This window comes from Muriicola sp. Z0-33 (assembly GCF_026126425.1).
In the GTDB taxonomy this organism is placed as follows: Bacteria; Bacteroidota; Bacteroidia; order Flavobacteriales; family Flavobacteriaceae; genus JAFMPW01.
The window spans coordinates 148,672-167,545 of sequence record NZ_JAFMPW010000009.1 but is presented as its reverse complement, the minus strand read 5'-3'; the positions used below and the strand labels follow the sequence as shown (position 1 = coordinate 167,545).

Annotated in this window: 15 protein-coding genes; 6 read left to right on the top strand and 9 right to left on the bottom strand. The window is 40.6% G+C overall.

The window, feature by feature from the left end; all coding sequences use genetic code 11:
- Positions 1-43: 43 nt before the first annotated feature.
- Both galE and J1G40_RS13485 read right to left on the bottom strand, forming a co-directional pair.
- Positions 44-1,069: a UDP-glucose 4-epimerase GalE gene (gene galE / locus J1G40_RS13490; protein WP_265243176.1), complete on the bottom strand. Its 1,026-nt coding sequence runs from the start codon at positions 1,067-1,069 to the stop codon at positions 44-46.
- 1 nt (position 1,070) lies between these two features.
- On the bottom strand, positions 1,071-2,225 hold the full coding sequence (locus tag J1G40_RS13485) for a DegT/DnrJ/EryC1/StrS family aminotransferase (protein ID WP_265243175.1): 1,155 nt from the start codon (positions 2,223-2,225) through the stop codon (positions 1,071-1,073).
- Between the two features lie 125 nt (positions 2,226-2,350).
- Here J1G40_RS13485 and J1G40_RS13480 point away from each other — a divergent pair, with 125 nt between their 5' ends.
- The 5 genes from J1G40_RS13480 (at position 2,351) to J1G40_RS13460 (ending at position 8,381) form a co-directional block, all read left to right on the top strand.
- Positions 2,351-3,586 (top strand): 3-deoxy-D-manno-octulosonic acid transferase, encoded by a 1,236-nt coding sequence (locus J1G40_RS13480; RefSeq protein ID WP_265243174.1) that lies wholly within the window; start codon positions 2,351-2,353, stop codon positions 3,584-3,586.
- Positions 3,587-3,605: 19 nt separating this feature from the next.
- A complete protein-coding gene (locus J1G40_RS13475; protein ID WP_265243173.1) occupies positions 3,606-3,860 on the top strand; it encodes a hypothetical protein in 255 nt (84 codons plus the stop codon).
- A 66-nt stretch (positions 3,861-3,926) separates the two neighbouring features.
- Positions 3,927-5,255 (top strand): sugar porter family MFS transporter, encoded by a 1,329-nt coding sequence (locus J1G40_RS13470; RefSeq protein ID WP_265243172.1) that lies wholly within the window; start codon positions 3,927-3,929, stop codon positions 5,253-5,255.
- 141 nt (positions 5,256-5,396) lie between these two features.
- Positions 5,397-5,525: a hypothetical protein gene (locus J1G40_RS13465; protein WP_265243171.1), complete on the top strand. Its 129-nt coding sequence runs from the start codon at positions 5,397-5,399 to the stop codon at positions 5,523-5,525.
- A gap of 561 nt (positions 5,526-6,086) precedes the next feature.
- Positions 6,087-8,381, top strand: a complete 2,295-nt coding sequence (locus J1G40_RS13460; RefSeq protein ID WP_265243170.1) for a T9SS type A sorting domain-containing protein — start codon at positions 6,087-6,089, stop codon at positions 8,379-8,381.
- Positions 8,382-8,511: 130 nt separating this feature from the next.
- On the opposite strand, the gene J1G40_RS13455 is transcribed toward J1G40_RS13460, so the two are convergent.
- The 7 genes from J1G40_RS13455 to J1G40_RS13425 form a co-directional block, all read right to left on the bottom strand.
- A complete protein-coding gene (locus J1G40_RS13455; protein WP_265243169.1) occupies positions 8,512-9,393 on the bottom strand; it encodes a phytanoyl-CoA dioxygenase family protein in 882 nt (293 codons plus the stop codon).
- 75 nt (positions 9,394-9,468) lie between these two features.
- A complete protein-coding gene (locus J1G40_RS13450; protein WP_265243168.1) occupies positions 9,469-11,031 on the bottom strand; it encodes a sulfatase family protein in 1,563 nt (520 codons plus the stop codon).
- Positions 11,032-11,040: 9 nt separating this feature from the next.
- On the bottom strand, positions 11,041-12,822 hold the full coding sequence (locus J1G40_RS13445) for a sulfatase (protein WP_265243167.1): 1,782 nt from the start codon (positions 12,820-12,822) through the stop codon (positions 11,041-11,043).
- A gap of 185 nt (positions 12,823-13,007) precedes the next feature.
- Entirely contained in the window at positions 13,008-14,096 is a 1,089-nt protein-coding gene (locus J1G40_RS13440; protein ID WP_265243166.1) for a sugar kinase, read from the bottom strand.
- A 56-nt stretch (positions 14,097-14,152) separates the two neighbouring features.
- Positions 14,153-14,806: a bifunctional 4-hydroxy-2-oxoglutarate aldolase/2-dehydro-3-deoxy-phosphogluconate aldolase gene (locus J1G40_RS13435; RefSeq protein ID WP_265243165.1), complete on the bottom strand. Its 654-nt coding sequence runs from the start codon at positions 14,804-14,806 to the stop codon at positions 14,153-14,155.
- 211 nt (positions 14,807-15,017) lie between these two features.
- The gene (locus J1G40_RS13430) at positions 15,018-15,809 is read right to left on the bottom strand and encodes an alpha/beta hydrolase (protein WP_265243164.1); all 792 of its coding nucleotides are present in this window, start codon (positions 15,807-15,809) and stop codon (positions 15,018-15,020) included.
- A gap of 8 nt (positions 15,810-15,817) precedes the next feature.
- Positions 15,818-16,936 (bottom strand): zinc-binding dehydrogenase, encoded by a 1,119-nt coding sequence (locus J1G40_RS13425; RefSeq protein ID WP_265243163.1) that lies wholly within the window; start codon positions 16,934-16,936, stop codon positions 15,818-15,820.
- A 232-nt stretch (positions 16,937-17,168) separates the two neighbouring features.
- Here J1G40_RS13425 and J1G40_RS13420 point away from each other — a divergent pair, with 232 nt between their 5' ends.
- Positions 17,169-18,821, top strand: coding sequence for a UxaA family hydrolase (locus J1G40_RS13420; protein WP_265243162.1), 1,653 nt, complete (start codon positions 17,169-17,171; stop codon positions 18,819-18,821).
- The last annotated feature ends 53 nt before the right edge of the window (positions 18,822-18,874 follow it).

Here is an 18,874-nt window from a genome sequence, read left to right as displayed (position 1 = left end):
ATGCTTTTTGCCAAAAGTCTAAGCCTTTTGGAATTTGGCAAGATTACTGCGCTTCATTTCTGATTTTACATTCCCAATCCCAGGCAGATTTCATTGCTTCATCTAAGGTAGAATCCGCTTTCCATCCCAAAATAGTTTCAGCCTTGCTCGTATCTGCATACGCAACCACAACATCCCCTGCTCTTCTACCTACAATTCTGTAGTTCAATTTTTTTCCTGATACCCGTTCAAAACTGCCAATAACCTCAAGAACAGAATTACCCTTTCCCGTACCTACATTAAAAACTTCATAATTTTCTTCATTCTTATTTTTGAGCAGTCTTTCCAATGCTACAACATGGGCTTTGGCCAGGTCTACAACATGTATGTAATCACGAATACAGGTACCATCGGGAGTAGAGTAGTCATCTCCAAAAACAGATAATTCTTCTCTCAGGCCAATCCCGGTCTGGGTAATAAAAGGCACAAGGTTCTGAGGAACCCCAATGGGAAGCTCCCCAATTTCTGTACTAGCATGGGCACCCATTGGGTTAAAATACCTAAGTGATATTGCTTTTATTTGAGGATTTACTTTACAGGTATCCCCAATGATCTCTTCGCCAATTTGTTTGGTGTTCCCATAAGGCGACTCGGCCTGTTTAACAGGAGCATTTTCTGTAATTGGCATTTTATCAGCCTGCCCATAAACAGTACATGAAGAGCTAAAAATAAAAGAGGCACTTTCTTTTGAAGAAAGCTGTTGAAGAAGATAAATCAGCGTATTAAGGTTATTCTCGTAGTACAACAGGGGTTTGTCCACACTTTCCCCCACCGCTTTGGAGGCGGCAAAATGAATTACCCCTTCAATATCATTGTATTTTCTAAAAAATTCCGCTACGGCCTCCTTTTCTCTTAGATCAATTTTCTCAAAGATGGGTGATTTCCCTGTTATGGCTTTAATCCCATCCAGAACATCTTCCGAAGAATTAGAACAATTATCAATAATTACAACTTCGAAATTCTGTTGCAGCAATTCTACAACTGTATGCGAACCAATGAATCCCAAGCCCCCGGTAACAAGTATTTTCATGCTAGGAGTTTATGAATTCAATGACACTTTCCGTAATATAATTTATTTGTTCATCATCCAACTCTGTATGCATTGGAAGTGAAATAACTTCTTGAACGAGCCTATTGGTAACAGGAAATTCTTCATCCTTATAACGACTGTCCTGATAGGCTTTTTGCTTGTGTAGGGGGATCGGATAATACACCCCGCATGGTATTTCTTTACTGGCAAGGTGAGCCACCAAAGCATCCCTTTTCCCATTGGTAATCCTTAAAGTGTATTGGTGAAACACATGGCAATTACAATTCTCACATATTCCCTCACAACCCTGAACGGTAATAGGGGTATGTATATGTTGTTGGTCTTCGAAGGCCTTCGAATATTTCCTCGCAGCCGCTCTTCTTTTATCGCAATATGTATCTAACCGCGGTAATTTTGCCTTAAGTACTGCAGCCTGTATGGTATCAAGTCTGGAATTAACGCCTATTACATCATGATGATAGCGTTGATACATCCCGTGATTTACAATTCCTCTGATAAAATGAGCAAGCTCATCATCATCGGTAAAGATTGCACCCCCATCACCATAGCACCCCAAATTTTTGGAAGGAAAAAAAGATGTGGCACCTATATGGCCAATTGTTCCTGCTTTTTTGCTCGTACCATTACTGGAAATAAAATCCGCGCCTATTGCCTGCGCATTATCTTCAATGACGTATAGATCGTGCTCTGCAGCAATTTCCATAATGGCATCCATATTCGCACACTGCCCAAAAAGATGTACTGGAACAATGGCCTTGGTTTTTGGAGTAATCGCTTTTAGAATGGCCTTCGGATCTATATTAAAGGTATCCGGCTCAACGTCTACCAGAACAGGAGTTAATTGAAGCAGCCCAATCACTTCCACGGTGGCAGCAAAGGTAAAATCGGCTGTAATTACTTCATCTCCTGGCTGTAACCCCAGTCCCATCATGGCTATTTGAAGTGCATCTGTTCCATTGGCACATGGAATAACATGTTTAATGCCCAAATAGGCTTCGAGGTCTTTTTGAAAAGCACTCACTTCAGGTCCGTTAATAAAGGCAGCAGTACTCAAAATATTGGATATAGATGCATCTACCTCCTCTTTAATTTCCTGGTATTGACCAACAAGGTCTACCATTTGAATTTTCCTCATAAGATTTAATTGGATAAGAAGGGTATCCGTTTGCAATGGACACCGGGAACAATATTACAAAAATAAGGAAAGGCTTCAAATGAATTTAAGCAAAGAAGCGTATTTTAGCATTAAACTTGTTGTTCGTGTATTTCTTCTATAATCTGGCGCTGGCGGTAATTTCGTTTACCTTAAAAATCATTGCGCTTTTCCAACCAAAGATTAATTTATTTGTTAAAGGGCGCAAAGCTACTTTTTCGATTCTGGAAAAGAACATTTCTGAAACAGACAATGTCATATGGATACATACCGCTTCTCTTGGAGAATTTGAACAGGGCCTGCCGGTAATAGAGCAGATTAGGAAACATTTTAGTGAATATAAGATACTTATCACCTTCTTTTCGCCATCTGGTTATGAGGTTAAGAAAAATACCAATGCAGCAAATGTTGTTTGTTACCTGCCTTTGGATAGTAAAAAAAATGCCTGGAAGTTCGTAAAGAAGGTTAACCCAAAAATTGCAATTTTCGTCAAATATGAAATATGGCCCAATTATTTAAGTGCCTTAGAAAAGAATCAGATTCCCATTATTCTCATATCGGCAATATTTAAGAAAAAGCAGATTTATTTTAAATGGTATGGTGATTTTATGCGAAAGGCCTTACTGAAATTTGATCATTTTTTTGTTCAAAATGAAGCGTCCGAAGTATTATTACAGGAAATTGGAATTAACCAGGTTACAATTTCAGGAGATACCAGATTTGACCGGGTGAATAAAATTAAAGAGCGAGATAATTCTTTGGATTTTATGAATGTTTTCAAAGATGATCAATTGTGTTTTATCGCAGGAAGTACCTGGCCAGAGGATGAAAAACGTATTGTCCCCTATATTAATACCACGGGCTCATCTGTTAAATTCGTCATTGCTCCTCACAACATTAAAAAAGATCATATAATTGAATTAAGAAAATCCATTACAAAAAAAACAGTTCTTTATTCGGAGTATAATGGGCAGGATCTTAAAGACTTTGAAGTCTTGATAGTTGACCACATTGGCTTGTTAACAAAAATATACAGCTATGGGGATATAGCCTATGTAGGTGGTGGTTTCGCTACAGGACTTCACAATACACTTGAACCTGCAGTATTTGGTATGCCTGTCTTAATTGGCCCAAAATATACTGGCTTTAAGGAAGCTGAAGAACTGGTAGAGCAAAAAGGGTGTCTGAGCATTAATAACTACAAAGATTTTGAAAATGCAGTAGATAAATTTGTAAATGACAATGACTTCAGAAAGAGAACAGGTCTGGTCAATACTGCTTATATCGAAAAAAATAAGGGGGCAAGCATCCAAATAATAGCGTATCTGCGTACGTTACTATAGTGCTTAATCTACCCAAATTATGAAATTTGCCCCTAATTTAGTTTTCATGTTGTTCTTATGCATAGGATTTTTAGCATGCAGAAACCAGCCTGATACTCATCAAAAAGCTAATCCTGCAAAAGAAGCAGAGGTATCTCCGGTTGAAAAAAGTGAGGAAAAAAAGGAACGGCCAATTAAGATCAACGAAGTTCCGAAAGAACAAAAGTCCGACCGAAGAAATCACAAAAATAGGAGCAAAAACGAATTAGACACTCTTAGACCAAAAACTGCCTGATCATAAAATTGCATTTTGAGCTTTCCTTTTTTTTGCTAGTTTTACGAAAACCGCTAAACCAGCAAAATGAATTCCAGGATCTTAAGAATTTCTTTAATAGCAGCCCTGGCGGGCTTTTTATTTGGATTTGACACCGTTGTAATTTCGGGTGCAGATCAAAAACTGCAATTACTTTGGCAATCCTCTGATGGTTTTCATGGAATTGTTGTTATGGGAATGGCACTTTGGGGCACCGTTATTGGAGCAATCTTTGGGGGTATCCCCACCAATAAAATTGGAAGAAAACAAACACTGATATGGATAGGTGTACTCTACTCGGTTTCTGCTATCGGTTCTGCCTTTGCCAATGACCCGATAAGCTTTGCTGCCTTTCGCTTTATCGGAGGTCTCGGTGTCGGGGCTTCAACAATTGCAGCTCCGGCCTACATTTCTGAAATTGCCCCGGCCAAAGACCGAGGCAGGTTAGTAGGTTTTTACCAGTTTATGCTGGTGTTTGGGATTTTGATTGCCTTTCTTTCCAATTATCTTTTAAGCGGACTGGGAGAAAACGACTGGCGATGGATGGTAGGGGTAGAAGCAATCCCGGCAATTCTATATACGCTCTTTGTCTTATCCGTACCCAGAAGTCCAAGATGGCTATTAACAAAGGGCAGAAAAGAAGAAGCCAGTAAAGTACTTAAAACGGTAAATCCGTCTTTGACTGTTGAGGCCTTGATGGAGAATATGTCTGGAGAAGTTGCATCAAATGGCACTGCAGAGACTATATTCATTAAGAAGTACCGCTTTCCACTTATTCTTGCTTTCTTAATAGCTTTTTTTAATCAGTTTTCGGGCATCAATGCATTTCTTTATTATGCTCCCCGGATTTTTGAAGAAGCCGGATTAGGGGCAAGTACAGCCTTATTGAGTAGTATTGGAATTGGAGTCACTAATTTACTTTTCACTATCCTGGGCATATTTCTGATAGATCGATTAGGCAGAAAACAGTTAATGTATTTTGGATCTGTAGGATACATTGTTTCTCTTTCTCTTGTTGCCGCAGCCTTCTTTTTGGGTTGGACAGGGATGGCAGTGCCCATATTCCTGTTTTTGTTTATAGCTTCTCATGCGATTGGTCAGGGTGCAGTAATTTGGGTTTTTATTTCCGAGATTTTCCCAAATCATTTGAGGAGTGCCGGCCAGTCTTTTGGCAGTTCCACACATTGGGTTTTAGCTGCTATAATTCCATCAACCGTACCTTTTCTTTTTTCTAAAATTGGGCCGGGGCCTGTATTTGCATTTTTTGCCTTTATGATGGTTCTTCAATTGCTATTTGTCCGGTATATGATGCCAGAAACAAAAGGGGTGTCATTGGAAGAACTTGGCAGAAAACTTAGTGATTCAGGTTCAAAGTAATTTCTTCCGCCAGGCCATTCAACGTTTATTTAAGCAGTACATCTTTGAAATGCCCTCCAAGCAGGGCGTTTGATCGATTTCTAATTATATACCCTTAAATATTAAGCAATTATTAGTAAATTGTTGTAAATTATATGAATTATGGAAGAGCATTTAACACCTGGTATTAGAATCCTAAACGGATTTCTAAGTATTATGGTTGTAGTCTTGGTACTAATTCTGGCCGCTGTGGTAATTTGTCTTATTCTGGCCGGATTAGGATTCTTTTAGGTCTGCGCTATAGCATTATGGATTCCCCAATCTTGCCTTTTCTATTAGAGCCAATGTCACAGGATATTACTACATCCAAAAAATGGTTATAAATTCTTTATTTTCGTCCTACTTTCCCTTTAAATTTACTAAAATTTACATTACACTTATTGGCATTTATGATCCTTCTGATTTTCTATGAGAAGGATAATTCCTAATTTTTTATATTAATATTTCTTATCTCCTTTGTTATTTTTTCCTTCATTTATGCTCCATTAATCAACTATTATCAAATTAATAAAGGTTTTAGGAGATATTTAAGGTCTAAGTAGTTGTTTATTAGACAATAAATGGTTTTTTTTGCCTTTCGTAGACCAAAATGGTCTTTTCGTCGTATATGTATTATAACATATACAATCAAGTGCAAAAAACTAATCATCACCCACTCATTCGTATGAAGCGTTTGACCCCACATGTTTTAGCTCTAGGTATACACCTATGTATGCCTGTTATCTGCACTTTTCTTATTCTCGTTCTCGATAATTATTCTAAATTTTTACTAACCCCACAAACAATTAACTTATGAAGTTAAAAACTACTCTTTTTATTTGTTTAACAGCTTTGTTTGCTTATCAGATACAGGCCCAATGTACCGGAGCTCAGTTTCAGGAAGTAAACGGGATAGCTGTGATAGAAGCTGAATCTGTCGATGGCCCAGGTTGGGCTCAGAGATCCAGCCAGTCTGGTTATACCGGAAGCGGATACAATTCCTATGAAGGTACTAACTACTTTGGCAGCCCCGGAAATAATATTGTTACATATACGGTTCGGATTAATACCCCGGGAACCTACCGTTTTCAATGGCGCAACAAAATTGGTGTTCTGGCGAGTAGTAATGCTTCAACTGAGCACAATGATTCCTGGTTAAAATTCCCGGACGCCTCTGATTTTTACGGTCTAAGGGGAAATAGCAGGGTTTATCCTAAAGGATCTGGTAAAACTCCTAATCCCGAAGGTGCCAGTGGAGGAGGTTGGTTTAAGGTGTATACCAATACTATTAACTGGAGTTGGTCAACACAAACCAGTGATTTTGATCCACACCAGGTCTATGCAGTATTTAATTCTCCCGGTGTTTACCGTATTCAGGTTTCAGGAAGGTCTAATGGCCACCTAATAGACCGTATGGTACTTCATAGAACATCAATTTCAGCAAGTTCTGCTCAAAGTTTATCCAGGACTCAAACGAATTGCGATGGTAGTTCAACACCACCACCACCGCCACCACCGCCACCACCACCATCAGGCGAGAATAACGCTCCAACTGTTAGCATTACTAGTCCCAGCAATGGTCAAAATTTTAACACAGGAAGCAATATAACGGTCTCATTAAATGCGAGTGATTCTGACGGAAGTATTTCTAAGCATCAGATTTTTGTAAATAATGTCTTGAAAGATACTGATGGCGCAAACTATTCTGCATATACCATGACAAACGCTGCTGCTGGTAGTTATGCCATAAGAGCCACAGTAACAGATAACGGGGGCAAGACTGCTTCTTCCACTGTTAATATCACAGTAGGAGGAGGAGGCTCTCCACCACCACCACCACCTCCGCCACCATCAGGAGAGAATAATGCTCCGACAGTCAGCATTACCAATCCTGCGGACGGACAGAACTTTAATACCGGAAGTACGGTAACAGTTGGAGTTTCTGCTAGTGATTCTGATGGAAGTATCGCAAAACATCAGGTATATGTAAATGGTGCTCTTAAAGACACGGATGGGGCCAATTATACGGCACACCAAATATCAAATATTGCTGCGGGTAGTTATGCTATACGAGTTACCGTAACAGATAATGAAGGTGCAACAGCATCAGCAACCGTAAATATTACTGTAGGTAGTGGTAATCCACCACCACCGCCACCACCACCACCAACAGGAGGTAATAATCCTCCTGTGGTTAGTATTACGAGTCCAAATAATGGTCAAAATTTTGCCGTAGGAAGTAATGTAAGTGTTGGATTATCAGCCAGTGATTCTGACGGAAGTGTTGTAAAACACCAGATTTTTGTGAACAATGTTCTTAGAGATACTGACGGTACTTTCTTTACTCCATACGTTATATCTAACATTGCTGCAGGCAGCTACGCAATCAGAGCAACTGTTACAGATAATGATGGGGCAACTACCTCGGCTACTGTTAATATTACAGTAGGTAGTGGTAACCCACCACCACCGCCACCACCACCATCTGGAGGAGGAGTTACGTTTAGCCTGATAAATGCCAGTACCAACAGTGTGGTGAGTACACTGTCTAATGGCAGTAATATTAGTTCACCCAATGATAAGAACATAAGAGCAAACTCTTCATTTAGCGGCACTAAGAGTGTATACTTTAGATTATCTGGTCGTCTGAACAGAGTTTGGACAGAGAATACAGCTCCTTATGCACTTTATGCAGATAATGGTGGAAATTACGTTGGAGTCAATTTCCCTTCAGGTTCCTATACCTTATTGGCTGAGGCCTGGTCCGGAAGTAACAGGACTGGGACTAAGCTGGGAAGTGCAACAATAAACTTCACAGCAGGTACATCTACTGCGAAGTCAGCAATTGGTCAGGTTTATGTTTACCCTAACCCAGTTAAAGATGGCAGATTCTCGGTAAAAGTGCCGGAAGAAGTTGTAGGAGATGTTTTCTATAGTCTAATCAGCACTTCTGGTGCAGAGGTAGAAACCGGGAAAATATCTGTTGACAGAGCAGGGGATAATGCAGAGTTTAACCTGGATTCCTTTGACAACAAGAACAATGGTGTTTACTATCTGATCTTGCAATCAAAGGGCTCTAGCTTCACTGTGCCGCTGATCAAAAAATAAGATTATTTCTTAAATGTTATATAACAGCCTCCATAAATTGGAGGCTGTTTTTTTTTGAAACCTACTCAAGTGGAAAGTATAGGTATATTAAATTTTTTGATCTCTTTGTTCTAAGGTTTGTGGATCCCGATTAAAGACCCTTAAAAAGAAGCGGAAAAAACTTCCCTTGCATCTTTTGACCTTTCGCAATAGGCGGAACTCCATGAAGTAATTCATAATTGGTGTTGCTCACAGTACCATCTGCAAAAACGTTTAGCACAAAAGCCCTTCTCCTTATATCGGATTTGTTCTCATAAGACCCATGAACCATAAGCGGATGGTGAAAGGTGGCATACCCCTTTTTTAATTCAACAGGAACTGGTTCAAAGGCAGCTTTTTGTTCAGGGGAAAGATAGTCCATCAATCCGTCCATATCACCAGCTAGTGAAGGTGCATCCAGCAAACCCCATTTGTGGCTCTTTGGGATGTAGTGCAGACATCCGTTAGACACAGTTGCATCATCAAGCCCCGTCCAACATGTAAGATGTTGCATAGCTATAGTCCTTGTCCAGTAAGAATAGTCCTGGTGCCAGGCTACTACGCCGCCATGCCGGGCTGGTTTACAGAACAACTGGTCGTGCCAGAATCTTACTGGTTTATTTTCGAGCAATTGGTGTGCCGCCATAATAAAAGCAGGGTTCCACAATACATCATGAAAACCTTCGGTAATCCGCCAATGTCCTAAAGAATGGAAAAGTACTGCATTCGGATCCTCAGATTCATTGCTGTGAAACTCATAAAACAAATGATGGGCAGGGTGCTCAGGATCCATGATTTCGGCAAGTTCCTTTCTAAGTACTTCAACCTGTACATCATCAAGCATTTTGATTCCTGCCAGGTAACCAAATTCATGAAAATGATCTACCTGGTCATCGCTTAATCTATATTGTTCCCATTCTTCCTGAGAATTGGGAAGTTTAAATAGTTCAGTAATTAGCTCGTTCACCTCGGCCAGATCCTTTACCTCTTCCATAGCAATTAGATTTATTTGGATTTAATTTAGGGAATTCTGCTTTTTCACCAAAAATTCTTTATTAGTTTATTAGAATTATTTCAGCTCCAGTTGCTCCACTTTTTTATAGCCTTCGCCTCTAATTTGTTCAAAAGCCTTTATCATTTCTTCCAGTTTATCCGGATTGCTGTGCGCAAGGTTGATTTCCTGGCCAATATCGTTTTTTAGATCATATAACTGGTATTCCTTATCATTTCCGAGTTCAATATCAACCTGCATATTTTTTGCCGGACCATCATAAGGAGGAATCATCACCCAGTCCCCCTTTCTATATGCTGTTCTGGAGGTGGCTTCCAAAACAAGTTCATCCCTTCCCATATCACTCTTACCCAAAAAGGTGTTTAAGATATCCTTGCTGTCTTCGCCTTCCAAATCACTGCCAACTAAAGACGCAATTGAAGAGAATATATCTAATTGAGACACCAATGCATCAGAAGTCCCAGGTTTAATTGTTCCTTTCCAATAAGTAAAGAAAGGCACTCTGGTTCCAGCTTCAAAAAGACTATACTTACCTCCCCTTAATGGGCCTTTTGGTTGGTGATTTCCTACCTTCTCTACAGCATCATCATAATAGCCATCATTTAAAACCGGGCCGTTGTCACTAGAAAAAATAATCAAGGTATTATCTAATACCCCTTCAGTCTCCAGGGTCTTAATCAACTCTCCAACTACCCAATCTGCCTCTACAATCACATCTCCCCTGGGACCCATCCCAGAACTACCTACAAAACGCGGATGCGGGGTTCGGGGAACATGGGGTTGTTGCAAAGCATAATAGAGAAAAAAGGGCTGCTCCTTTTGCGCTCTAACATACTGCTGGGCTTCATTTAAAAAATAATCCGCCATATCCTCATCAACCCAAAGTGCAGCTGCTCCTCCTTTCATAAATCCAATACGGGGAATTCCGTTTACAATGCTGTTATTGTGTCCGTGATGCCACTTCATTTTGAGCATTTCCGGGTTATCAAGCCCCGTTGGTTCCCCTTTAAAGTTTTTCTGGTAATCTACTTCTATCGGGTCATTGGGGTCAAGATTAACTACATGACCGTTTTCAATATAAACAGTCGGCACCCTATCCTGGGTGGCTGCCAAAATATTGCTGTAATCAAAGCCAACCTCATTGGGTCCCGGAGCAATTCTTTTATTCCAATCCACATTTCCATCTCCTAATCCCAAATGCCATTTACCCACTATCCCGGTATGATACCCTTTTTTCTTTAACATTTTCGGAAGGGTTAGTTGTGCTGTATCTATTATTAAAGGTGCAGTGCCCGGAAGGATTTTTGCCCTTTTGTTGCGCCAGGGATAAACTCCTGTTAACAGCGCGTACCTGCTGGGTGTACAGGTTGCCGAGGAGGCATATCCATTTGTAAATCGCAACCCGCCATTAGCCAGCCTGTCCAGATTAGGGGTTTTCAATTCCGTTGCTCCGTAGACACCCAATTCTCCATAACCCAAATCATCTGCATAGATAATAACAATGTTAGGCCCGGCTTTATCATCGGATACTTCCCCCTTTTCCTTATCGGTTTTGCAAGAATTAATTGTAAGCAGTACCATCAAACACAGCAAGAATTCGAATTTGAAATTTCTTTTCATTTTATTGTATTATGGATTATTATTACCATTGATGAAGTCTATTCTACGGTTCACCAAATCCCCTTCCCGATCTACCCAATCCGAAGGGAAAAGCGACTTGGAGATATGAATTTCAAGGTCTGGATTCACAGTAGACAAAAGCGCAATACTATTTAACACCAAGTTGGTTTCGCTCTCGGTCCTGGCCCCTTTAACGATCTCCTTCAATATCCCCTTTGGCATGGATCTTTTATTTAATGCTAAAAATTCCACAGCTCTTATACGAACTAGATTTTCCTTATCATTTACAGCCATTTCCTCCGCAATTCTAAAGAAAGGAGCGGCTTGTTTTCCAAAAGAGCTGCAAACAATGAGGGCCCAATACCGCTTCCAGGAATTCTCCGAGTTAAGCGCGTTTTCCAATTTGCTCTGTGCTTTTGAGAAGGTGGTAAGACTAAGATCTGCTATATCAACTAATTGTGATATTTCAATTTTATTTTGCTGTCCAAAAGCAACCGGGTTCGCAATACCCTTATCCAAATAATAGGACTCGGGATAAAAACTCAGGTCAGGCATGGATTTTACCTGATACTGCAGAGCTGTCCGAAGTTCATGGAGTATCCCTTCATAAGACTTATCTCTGGCCAGATTATGGATTTCATGCGGATCTTCTTCTATATTGTATAATGCCTCGGCCGAGCGTGAGTTAAAAAATTGTGCCTGTGCTTCATTGAGCTCGCCTTTGTCAAAAAGCTCTTCCCATTCTCTATAAGCGAGCATTTTATAACGATAAAAGTTATATAGACCATCTATATTGAATGGTTGATAATTACGGATATATTTATAATTTCCTTTTCGAACAGAGCGTACCAGGTCATATTTTTCATCGAACCTATCTGCATAGCCGAAGGCGGTATTTCTTTGATTAAAATGTTCATTGGTCACTGATTTCCCCAGAAAGGGTTTGCCGTCAATTTGATTGGGAAGATCTACCCCTGCCAAATTCAAAACCGTCGGGGCCAGGTCAATAAACTGCACAAAAGCATCGGTTCTGCTTCCCATTTTGAGAGGGGCCAAATGTTTCCACTTTTCAGGAACATATACCACCATAGGTACGTGCAGCCCGCTTTCATATATGTAACCTTTGCTTCTGGGGAGTACTCCTCCATGGTCTCCATAATAAAAGATGATAGTATCATCCATTAAACCATCATTTTCCAACTGATCAAGAAAATCCCCTATTTGCATGTCTACTTTCTGATGCAAATCTCTGTAGTAGGCATTCGTAAATTGATAGGTAGGAGTGTCTGGGTGGTAAGGAAAAACCGCAACATTATCTATTGGGGTTCTGGTTGTGCTACTGTCCATATGGGTTTTGCTAAAGTGCAATTGTCCTTCATGGGTGCCATGAAAATTCTGAACATGGAAAAAAGCCTGTCCCGATTTCCGATTTTTATAGGTTGCCTCCTTTGAAGATTCATCCCATACGCTATCCGACTTAATAAAATTATAATCCTCCTTAGCATTGTTTGTAGTATAATAACCGGCCTCCCTTAAATATTCGGGAAACATTTTTAAACCTTCTGGCATAGGTGCCAATGACATTTTGCGATGGTATTGCACCCCTACACGGGGAGCGTAACATCCTGAAATTATCGTACTTCGGGCTACAGAACATACGGGGGCGTTAGAGAATGCATTGTTGAATACGACTCCTTTTTTTGCCAGGGCCTCAATATGGGGCATAGGTGCCCCGTCCTTATCATACAGCCTTAAAAAATGCTTGGAATTATCCTCAGATACCAGCCACACAATATTGGGTGTTTCCTGAGGGAGCTGGTCATTTTTTTTACAACTGTTGTAGCATAACAATAATAAGATGCAGAAACATGTGTATTTATAATTCATTTCAAGAGTTACGCACATTTAATAATAGGTAGTTGAAAATTGTGATCCAAACAATTTTGAATGGCAGCTTTGACAACTAAGTACAAATCTTATCTCACTACCCTGCCCGAGGCGTTTCCGCCCATCAGCTTTTCTACTTCTGCTCTGGTACTGTAATTAAAATCCCCTTTTATTGAATGTTTAAGACAAGAGGCTGCCACTGCAAAATCTACTGTTGTCTGAGTATCATTCAATTCCGGAGTAGTCATGGCAAAAATTAACCCAGCAGCAAAAGAATCTCCTCCCCCCACCCGATCAACGATATTCCTGATTTGGTAGGCCTGGTAATTTCCCTCATCGTTTAAAGGCGCATAAAATGGTTGGTCTGACTTAGCATCATAAAGCATCGCCCCCCAATTGTTATGACTTGCAGATAGACTCTCACGGAGGGTAATGGCTATCTTACTGAGATTTGGAAATTGTTTCGCCACCTGTCTAGCCACATCTGGATATCTGGATGTATCTAATGTCCCTGAATGTACATCAGTATCACCGGCCTGTATTCCCAATACATCATGGCAATCTTCCTCATTACCTACAACTACATCAACAAAAGGCAAGATTCCCCGCATGGTTTCCTGTGCCAATTCATGAGCAGATTTTGAGGGATCCCATTTCCATAGTTTTCCCCGAAAGTTAAGGTCTATTGAAACTGATGCCCCAGCCGCTTTTGCTTCCTTTGCTGCCACCAAAGTGGCTTCAGCTGCATTTTTTGACAAAGCAGGAGTTATGCCACTCAAGTGCAACCACTGAGCCCCGTTAAAAATACCTTTCCAGTCGTACTGGTCGGCCGGGGTTATAGATATCGCTGAATCTGCCCGGTCATAAACTACATTACTGGGTCGCTGGTTTGCACCTGTCTCGAGAAAATACAATCCCAACCGACCATCATTTGTTCGCAAGATAAAATCTGTATCGATTCCTACTGATCTAACAGTATCCAATGTGGCTTCCGCAAGAGCATGTTTAGGGAGGGCAGTCACGTAACGTGCTTTACCCCCATAATTACAAATCGAAGCCGCCACACTGGCCTCGGCCCCTGCATAGGTAACTTCTAAATTACGTGTTTGACGCAGCCGTAAATTCCCGGGGGCGGCTAACCTTCCCATTATTTCTCCGAATGTTACAATTGTTTTCATTTTAAATTCAATATAATAATGTGGTAATAAAATCGATAATAAGCGCTCTTGCTATCTTACAGATTTCCTCTTGTTTGGTTAATAAGTGTTCTAATTTCAGATGCATTATTTGTAATGGCGTCCCAGTCTTCAGAGAGAATTAAGGGGCGCTTTGCCAACCAGGTCCCCCCTATTGCAGTAATCAACGGAGACCTAAGATACGACTCGGCATTGTTAATATTGCATCCCCCCAAAGGGATAAATTTTAAACCCAAATGCTGATATGGAGCCGACATACTTTCTAAGTGTTTCATCCCCCCAGCGGTTGCCGCAGGGAAGAATTTAAGGATTCGACACCCTTCTTGTACGGCCAGTTCTATATCGGTAGGAGTCATGACCCCAGGTGCAAATGGTAAGCCTTGTTTGTGCGCTTCAACAATGATTTTCGGGTTACAGCCTGGAGAAACGGCAAAATCGGCACCTACATCAACAACTGCCTTCACCTGTTCTGTGGTTAGTACGGTTCCAAAACCCAGGGTAATTTCCGGCACCTCTCTTTTGATGGCTCTGGCAGCATCAATGGCCACCGGGGTTCGCAATGTGAGTTCAATAATACTAACCCCTCCCTTTAAAAGTGCATTTGCCAGGGGTATGGCATGCTTTAATTCATCAATTATCAAAACGGCAATTATGCCATTATCATTTATTTTTTTCGCTAATTTCTGCTCCATCAATTGTTTTTAGGTCGTTTCAAAACTTTTTGCACACAGATAATCCCCTCTACGGCATCAAACGATACTAACCTTAAGTGAATCTTCTCTAGTAAACCTTTTGATCCTTTGCGGAAATCTGATCATAAAGAAGATTAAATCTGCTATGATTTTCTAAATTAAGACAAAAGCACTTAAAAACAGCAACCGTGATACCTCAAAACGGAAGTATCTAATGAATTCCTTCAAAGAAAAGCAAGGTCTTCTTTATATGTTCCTCCCAATACGCCCATTCATGGCCACCGGCAAATTCTTCATAAATATGCTCAAGGTTGTTTTTCAATAATTGTTGATGTAGTAATCTATTATGATCTAATAGTGGATCTTCAGTTCCGCAATCGAATCTAATCCTTGGCAAGCGGTTTGTATTTTTTTGGATAATTCCAAATACCGAGTTTTCAGTTTTATCTTCCTGTAAATATTCTTCTATGGATTCTTCTACAAATAATTGCATCTGATCTAAGGAAGTAATTGAAGAATGACCGCAAGCCGCAGAAAATATTTCAGAATATTTCACTCCAAGGCGCAAAGCTCCAAAACCACCCATAGATAAGCCAGCGATATAATGTGCAGACTTAGCAGTAACCATAGGAAGGTGTTGCATCACTGCATTTGGTACATCTTCTACTATCCACTTTTCATAATTTTTATCGGCATGAGGCATATATCCGGAACCATCGCCCCAAAGGCCATCTGAAGGCATAGCGATTACCATCGGTTTTATCAACCCTTTTTGCATCATCTCCCATGCAGTGACATGCACCCCTCCTTTTTGTGACCAGGCCCAGGAGCTGCCATAGACACCATGTAATAGAATCACTAATGAAACTTCATTAAGATTATCTAAAGGAGGAACAAAAACGCAAATATCGCCCCTTCCTTTAAGCTGCTGAGATTTTACCGTTATAAACCTCAGATTATTACTTGCGTACTGAGGGTCTGAGATTTCTGATGTCCTGAACATGGTTAAAATTAATCAAATACAACAACTCCCTTTGCATTCTTTCCTTCTAACAAATCCTGGAATGCCATATTAAGATCATCAAGAGCATATTTTTGTGTTACCATTTGGTCTAGTAATAGTTCTCCCCTTTCATAAAGCGCTACAATTTTTGGAAAGTCTCTTGTTGGATTGCATCCTCCATAAAGTGGATTAATATAAATCTTGTCCCATTCGAACAAATTCATATCAATTGTGATCTCCTGCTCTATCCCACTAACCTGTACCGCCATTCCGGCATTTCGAACCATTGCCAGAGGTGCTGCGCCCAGTTCAGGAACTGCTGTGCATTCAAATGCATAGTCTGCTCCTCTGCCATCAGTTAATTGTTTTACGGCTTTGGCGGCCTCCAAAAGCCCCTTGTCTTTTTTTTCCGCCCTTATTACATCTGTAGCTCCAAATTTCCTGGCCAACCGAAGGCGGTCTTCATTAATATCAACAGCTATAATCCTGCTTGCATTAGCAACTTTTGCCCCCTGAATAACACTCAGACCAACACCTCCTGTTCCCAGAACCACAACAGAGCTTCCCGGTAAGACTTTTGCCGAGTTCACTACAGACCCATATCCGGTCATTACCCCACAACTAATGATACTGGCAGCTGGAAAAGGCATTTCCTGTGATGGGTTTTGAACAACTGCAGAAGCCTTTACCAGAGCATATTCGGATAACGTCCCCAGATTAAATGAGCGTTCTATTGGTTCTCCCCTGAAAGTAGTTCCATCCAGATGCGCATGCCCTTCAGTATACCCATTCCCCCCGGCAATTACCGGTGAATTCTTCTCGCAAATATGTTCATTACCTAGCTTGCACTGAAAACAGTTTCTACAGGGTGTAGCCCAATTTAGAATCACGGAATCGCCAACAACCAAATCGGTTATTTTTGCTCCGACGGCCGAAATGATTCCGGCGCCTTCGTGCCCCATTACTATGGGCTTACCCCAACTAAGGGAATCGTAATCTGTATGGCATAAACCTGCTGCCTTTATTTTTACCAAAACCTCATCCGGTCCCGGCTCACTCAGGCTGACATAGTCTATTATAAAATTCCCATCACCTGTAGCAATTGCCGCTTTACATTTTCTTTTCATATCCAATGTTACTAAAAGTAAGTTTCCAGATTAGGTAGCATATAATAAGTTCATCCAAATTTAAAAATCTGTTTACGAAACTATTTTATGTAAATTACTTAATTATTAGAATTTAAATAAGTTTATTTACTTTCGATCTTATTCACTATCTGATCGGCTTTGTGCCAATTTTAGTGGGTTAGGTAATAATTTATATAATCAATATCATAAGTCGTTTCGCAAAAGCAGATTGATGAAAGTACCTTATTTAAGATTACATGAAAAAGACAATGTTTTGGTAGCCTTGAAAGATCTTTCAAAAGGAACCGAAATACACATTGATAAGAATAATTTTTCGCTTGTAACGGATGTTCAGGGAAAACATAAATTTCTACTCAATGCCCTAAAGGCTGGAGATGAAATTTTCATGTACGGTGCTTTGGTTGGAAAGGCCACTACAGACATTTCGAAGGGAGAGGTACTAACTACAACTAATGTAATTCATGCCTCAGCCGAATATGGTTTGGGAGGTGAGAAGGCGCAATGGCAGCCCCCCAATATTGAGCGTTGGAATAATCGATATTTTAAAGGGTATCACAGGGCCGACGGGTCTGTAGGCACAGCAAATTACTGGCTTGTAATTCCTATGGTCTTTTGTGAAAACAGAAATGTTGAAGTACTAAAATCTGCCTTACTAAAATCTTTGGGTTACCCTACCACAACAGATTTTATAGTAGATACAGATACCCTGGTAGACCGTTACAAAAAAGGAGCTACCACAGAACAGCTTTTGGAGTCCGAGATTATACTGAGCGCTGAAGATGTGAAGCAAAACAGGGTTTTTTCTAATGTTGACGGTATTAAATTTTTAACGCACGACGGAGGTTGCGGAGGGTTTCGTTTAGATTCTGAAACACTATGCAATCTTTTGGCAGGTTATATTACTAATCCAAATGTCGCAGGAGCTACTGTGCTAAGTTTGGGATGTCAGAATGCGGAAGTTAAAGCACTGCAGGAAGGAATTGCACAGAGAGATCCTAATTTCTCCAAACCACTTTATATCCTTGAACAGCAAAAGAGTAAAAGTGAAAGGCATTTTATAGAACAAGCAGTGAAACAGACCTTTATAGGTCTTACGGAAGCAAATAAAGTAAATAGAATGCCTGCGCCATTGAGCAAATTGGTCCTGGGTCTGGAATGTGGAGGTTCTGATGGCTTCTCTGGAATATCGGCCAACCCGGCATTAGGACATGCATCAGATTTAATAGTTGGCTTGGGAGGCACTACAATTTTATCGGAATTTCCCGAATTAAATGGGGTGGAACAAGAGCTGATTAATCGTTGTGCTACAAATGATGACGCAGCTAAGTTTGCTGAACTTATGGATCGCTATTCTGCCCGGGCAGAGGCATTGGGCTCTGCCTTTGCTAATAATCCGTCGCCGGGGAACATCAAAGACGGACTAATAACAGACGCAATAAAGTCTGCCGGTGCGGCTAAGAAAGGAGGTTCATCATTGGTTACTCAGGTCCTGGATTATACTGAAAAGTCCACCAAAAAAGGCTTAAACCTCTTATGCACTCCTGGTAATGATGTTGAGAGCACTACGGGCCTTGCAGGATCTGGTTGCAATATCATTGCGTTTACAACGGGTCTTGGGACACCTACAGGAAATCCCGTGGCTCCGGTAATAAAAATGAGTAGTAATAACGCCCTGAGTGAACGAATGAAAGATCTTATCGATTTCAATACGGGGGATATAATCACCGGAGAAGCTACAATAGAAAGTAAAGGCGAAGAACTTTTAGAATATATCATAAAAGTGGCCAGTGGAGAAGCAATTCCGGCAGCAGTCAGACTTGGACAGGACGACTTTATTCCCTGGAAACGGGGTATATCGCTTTAAGGTGCCAGCGGTCTAATTGAAAATAATGGTATTTTGTTAGCCAATAATAACTT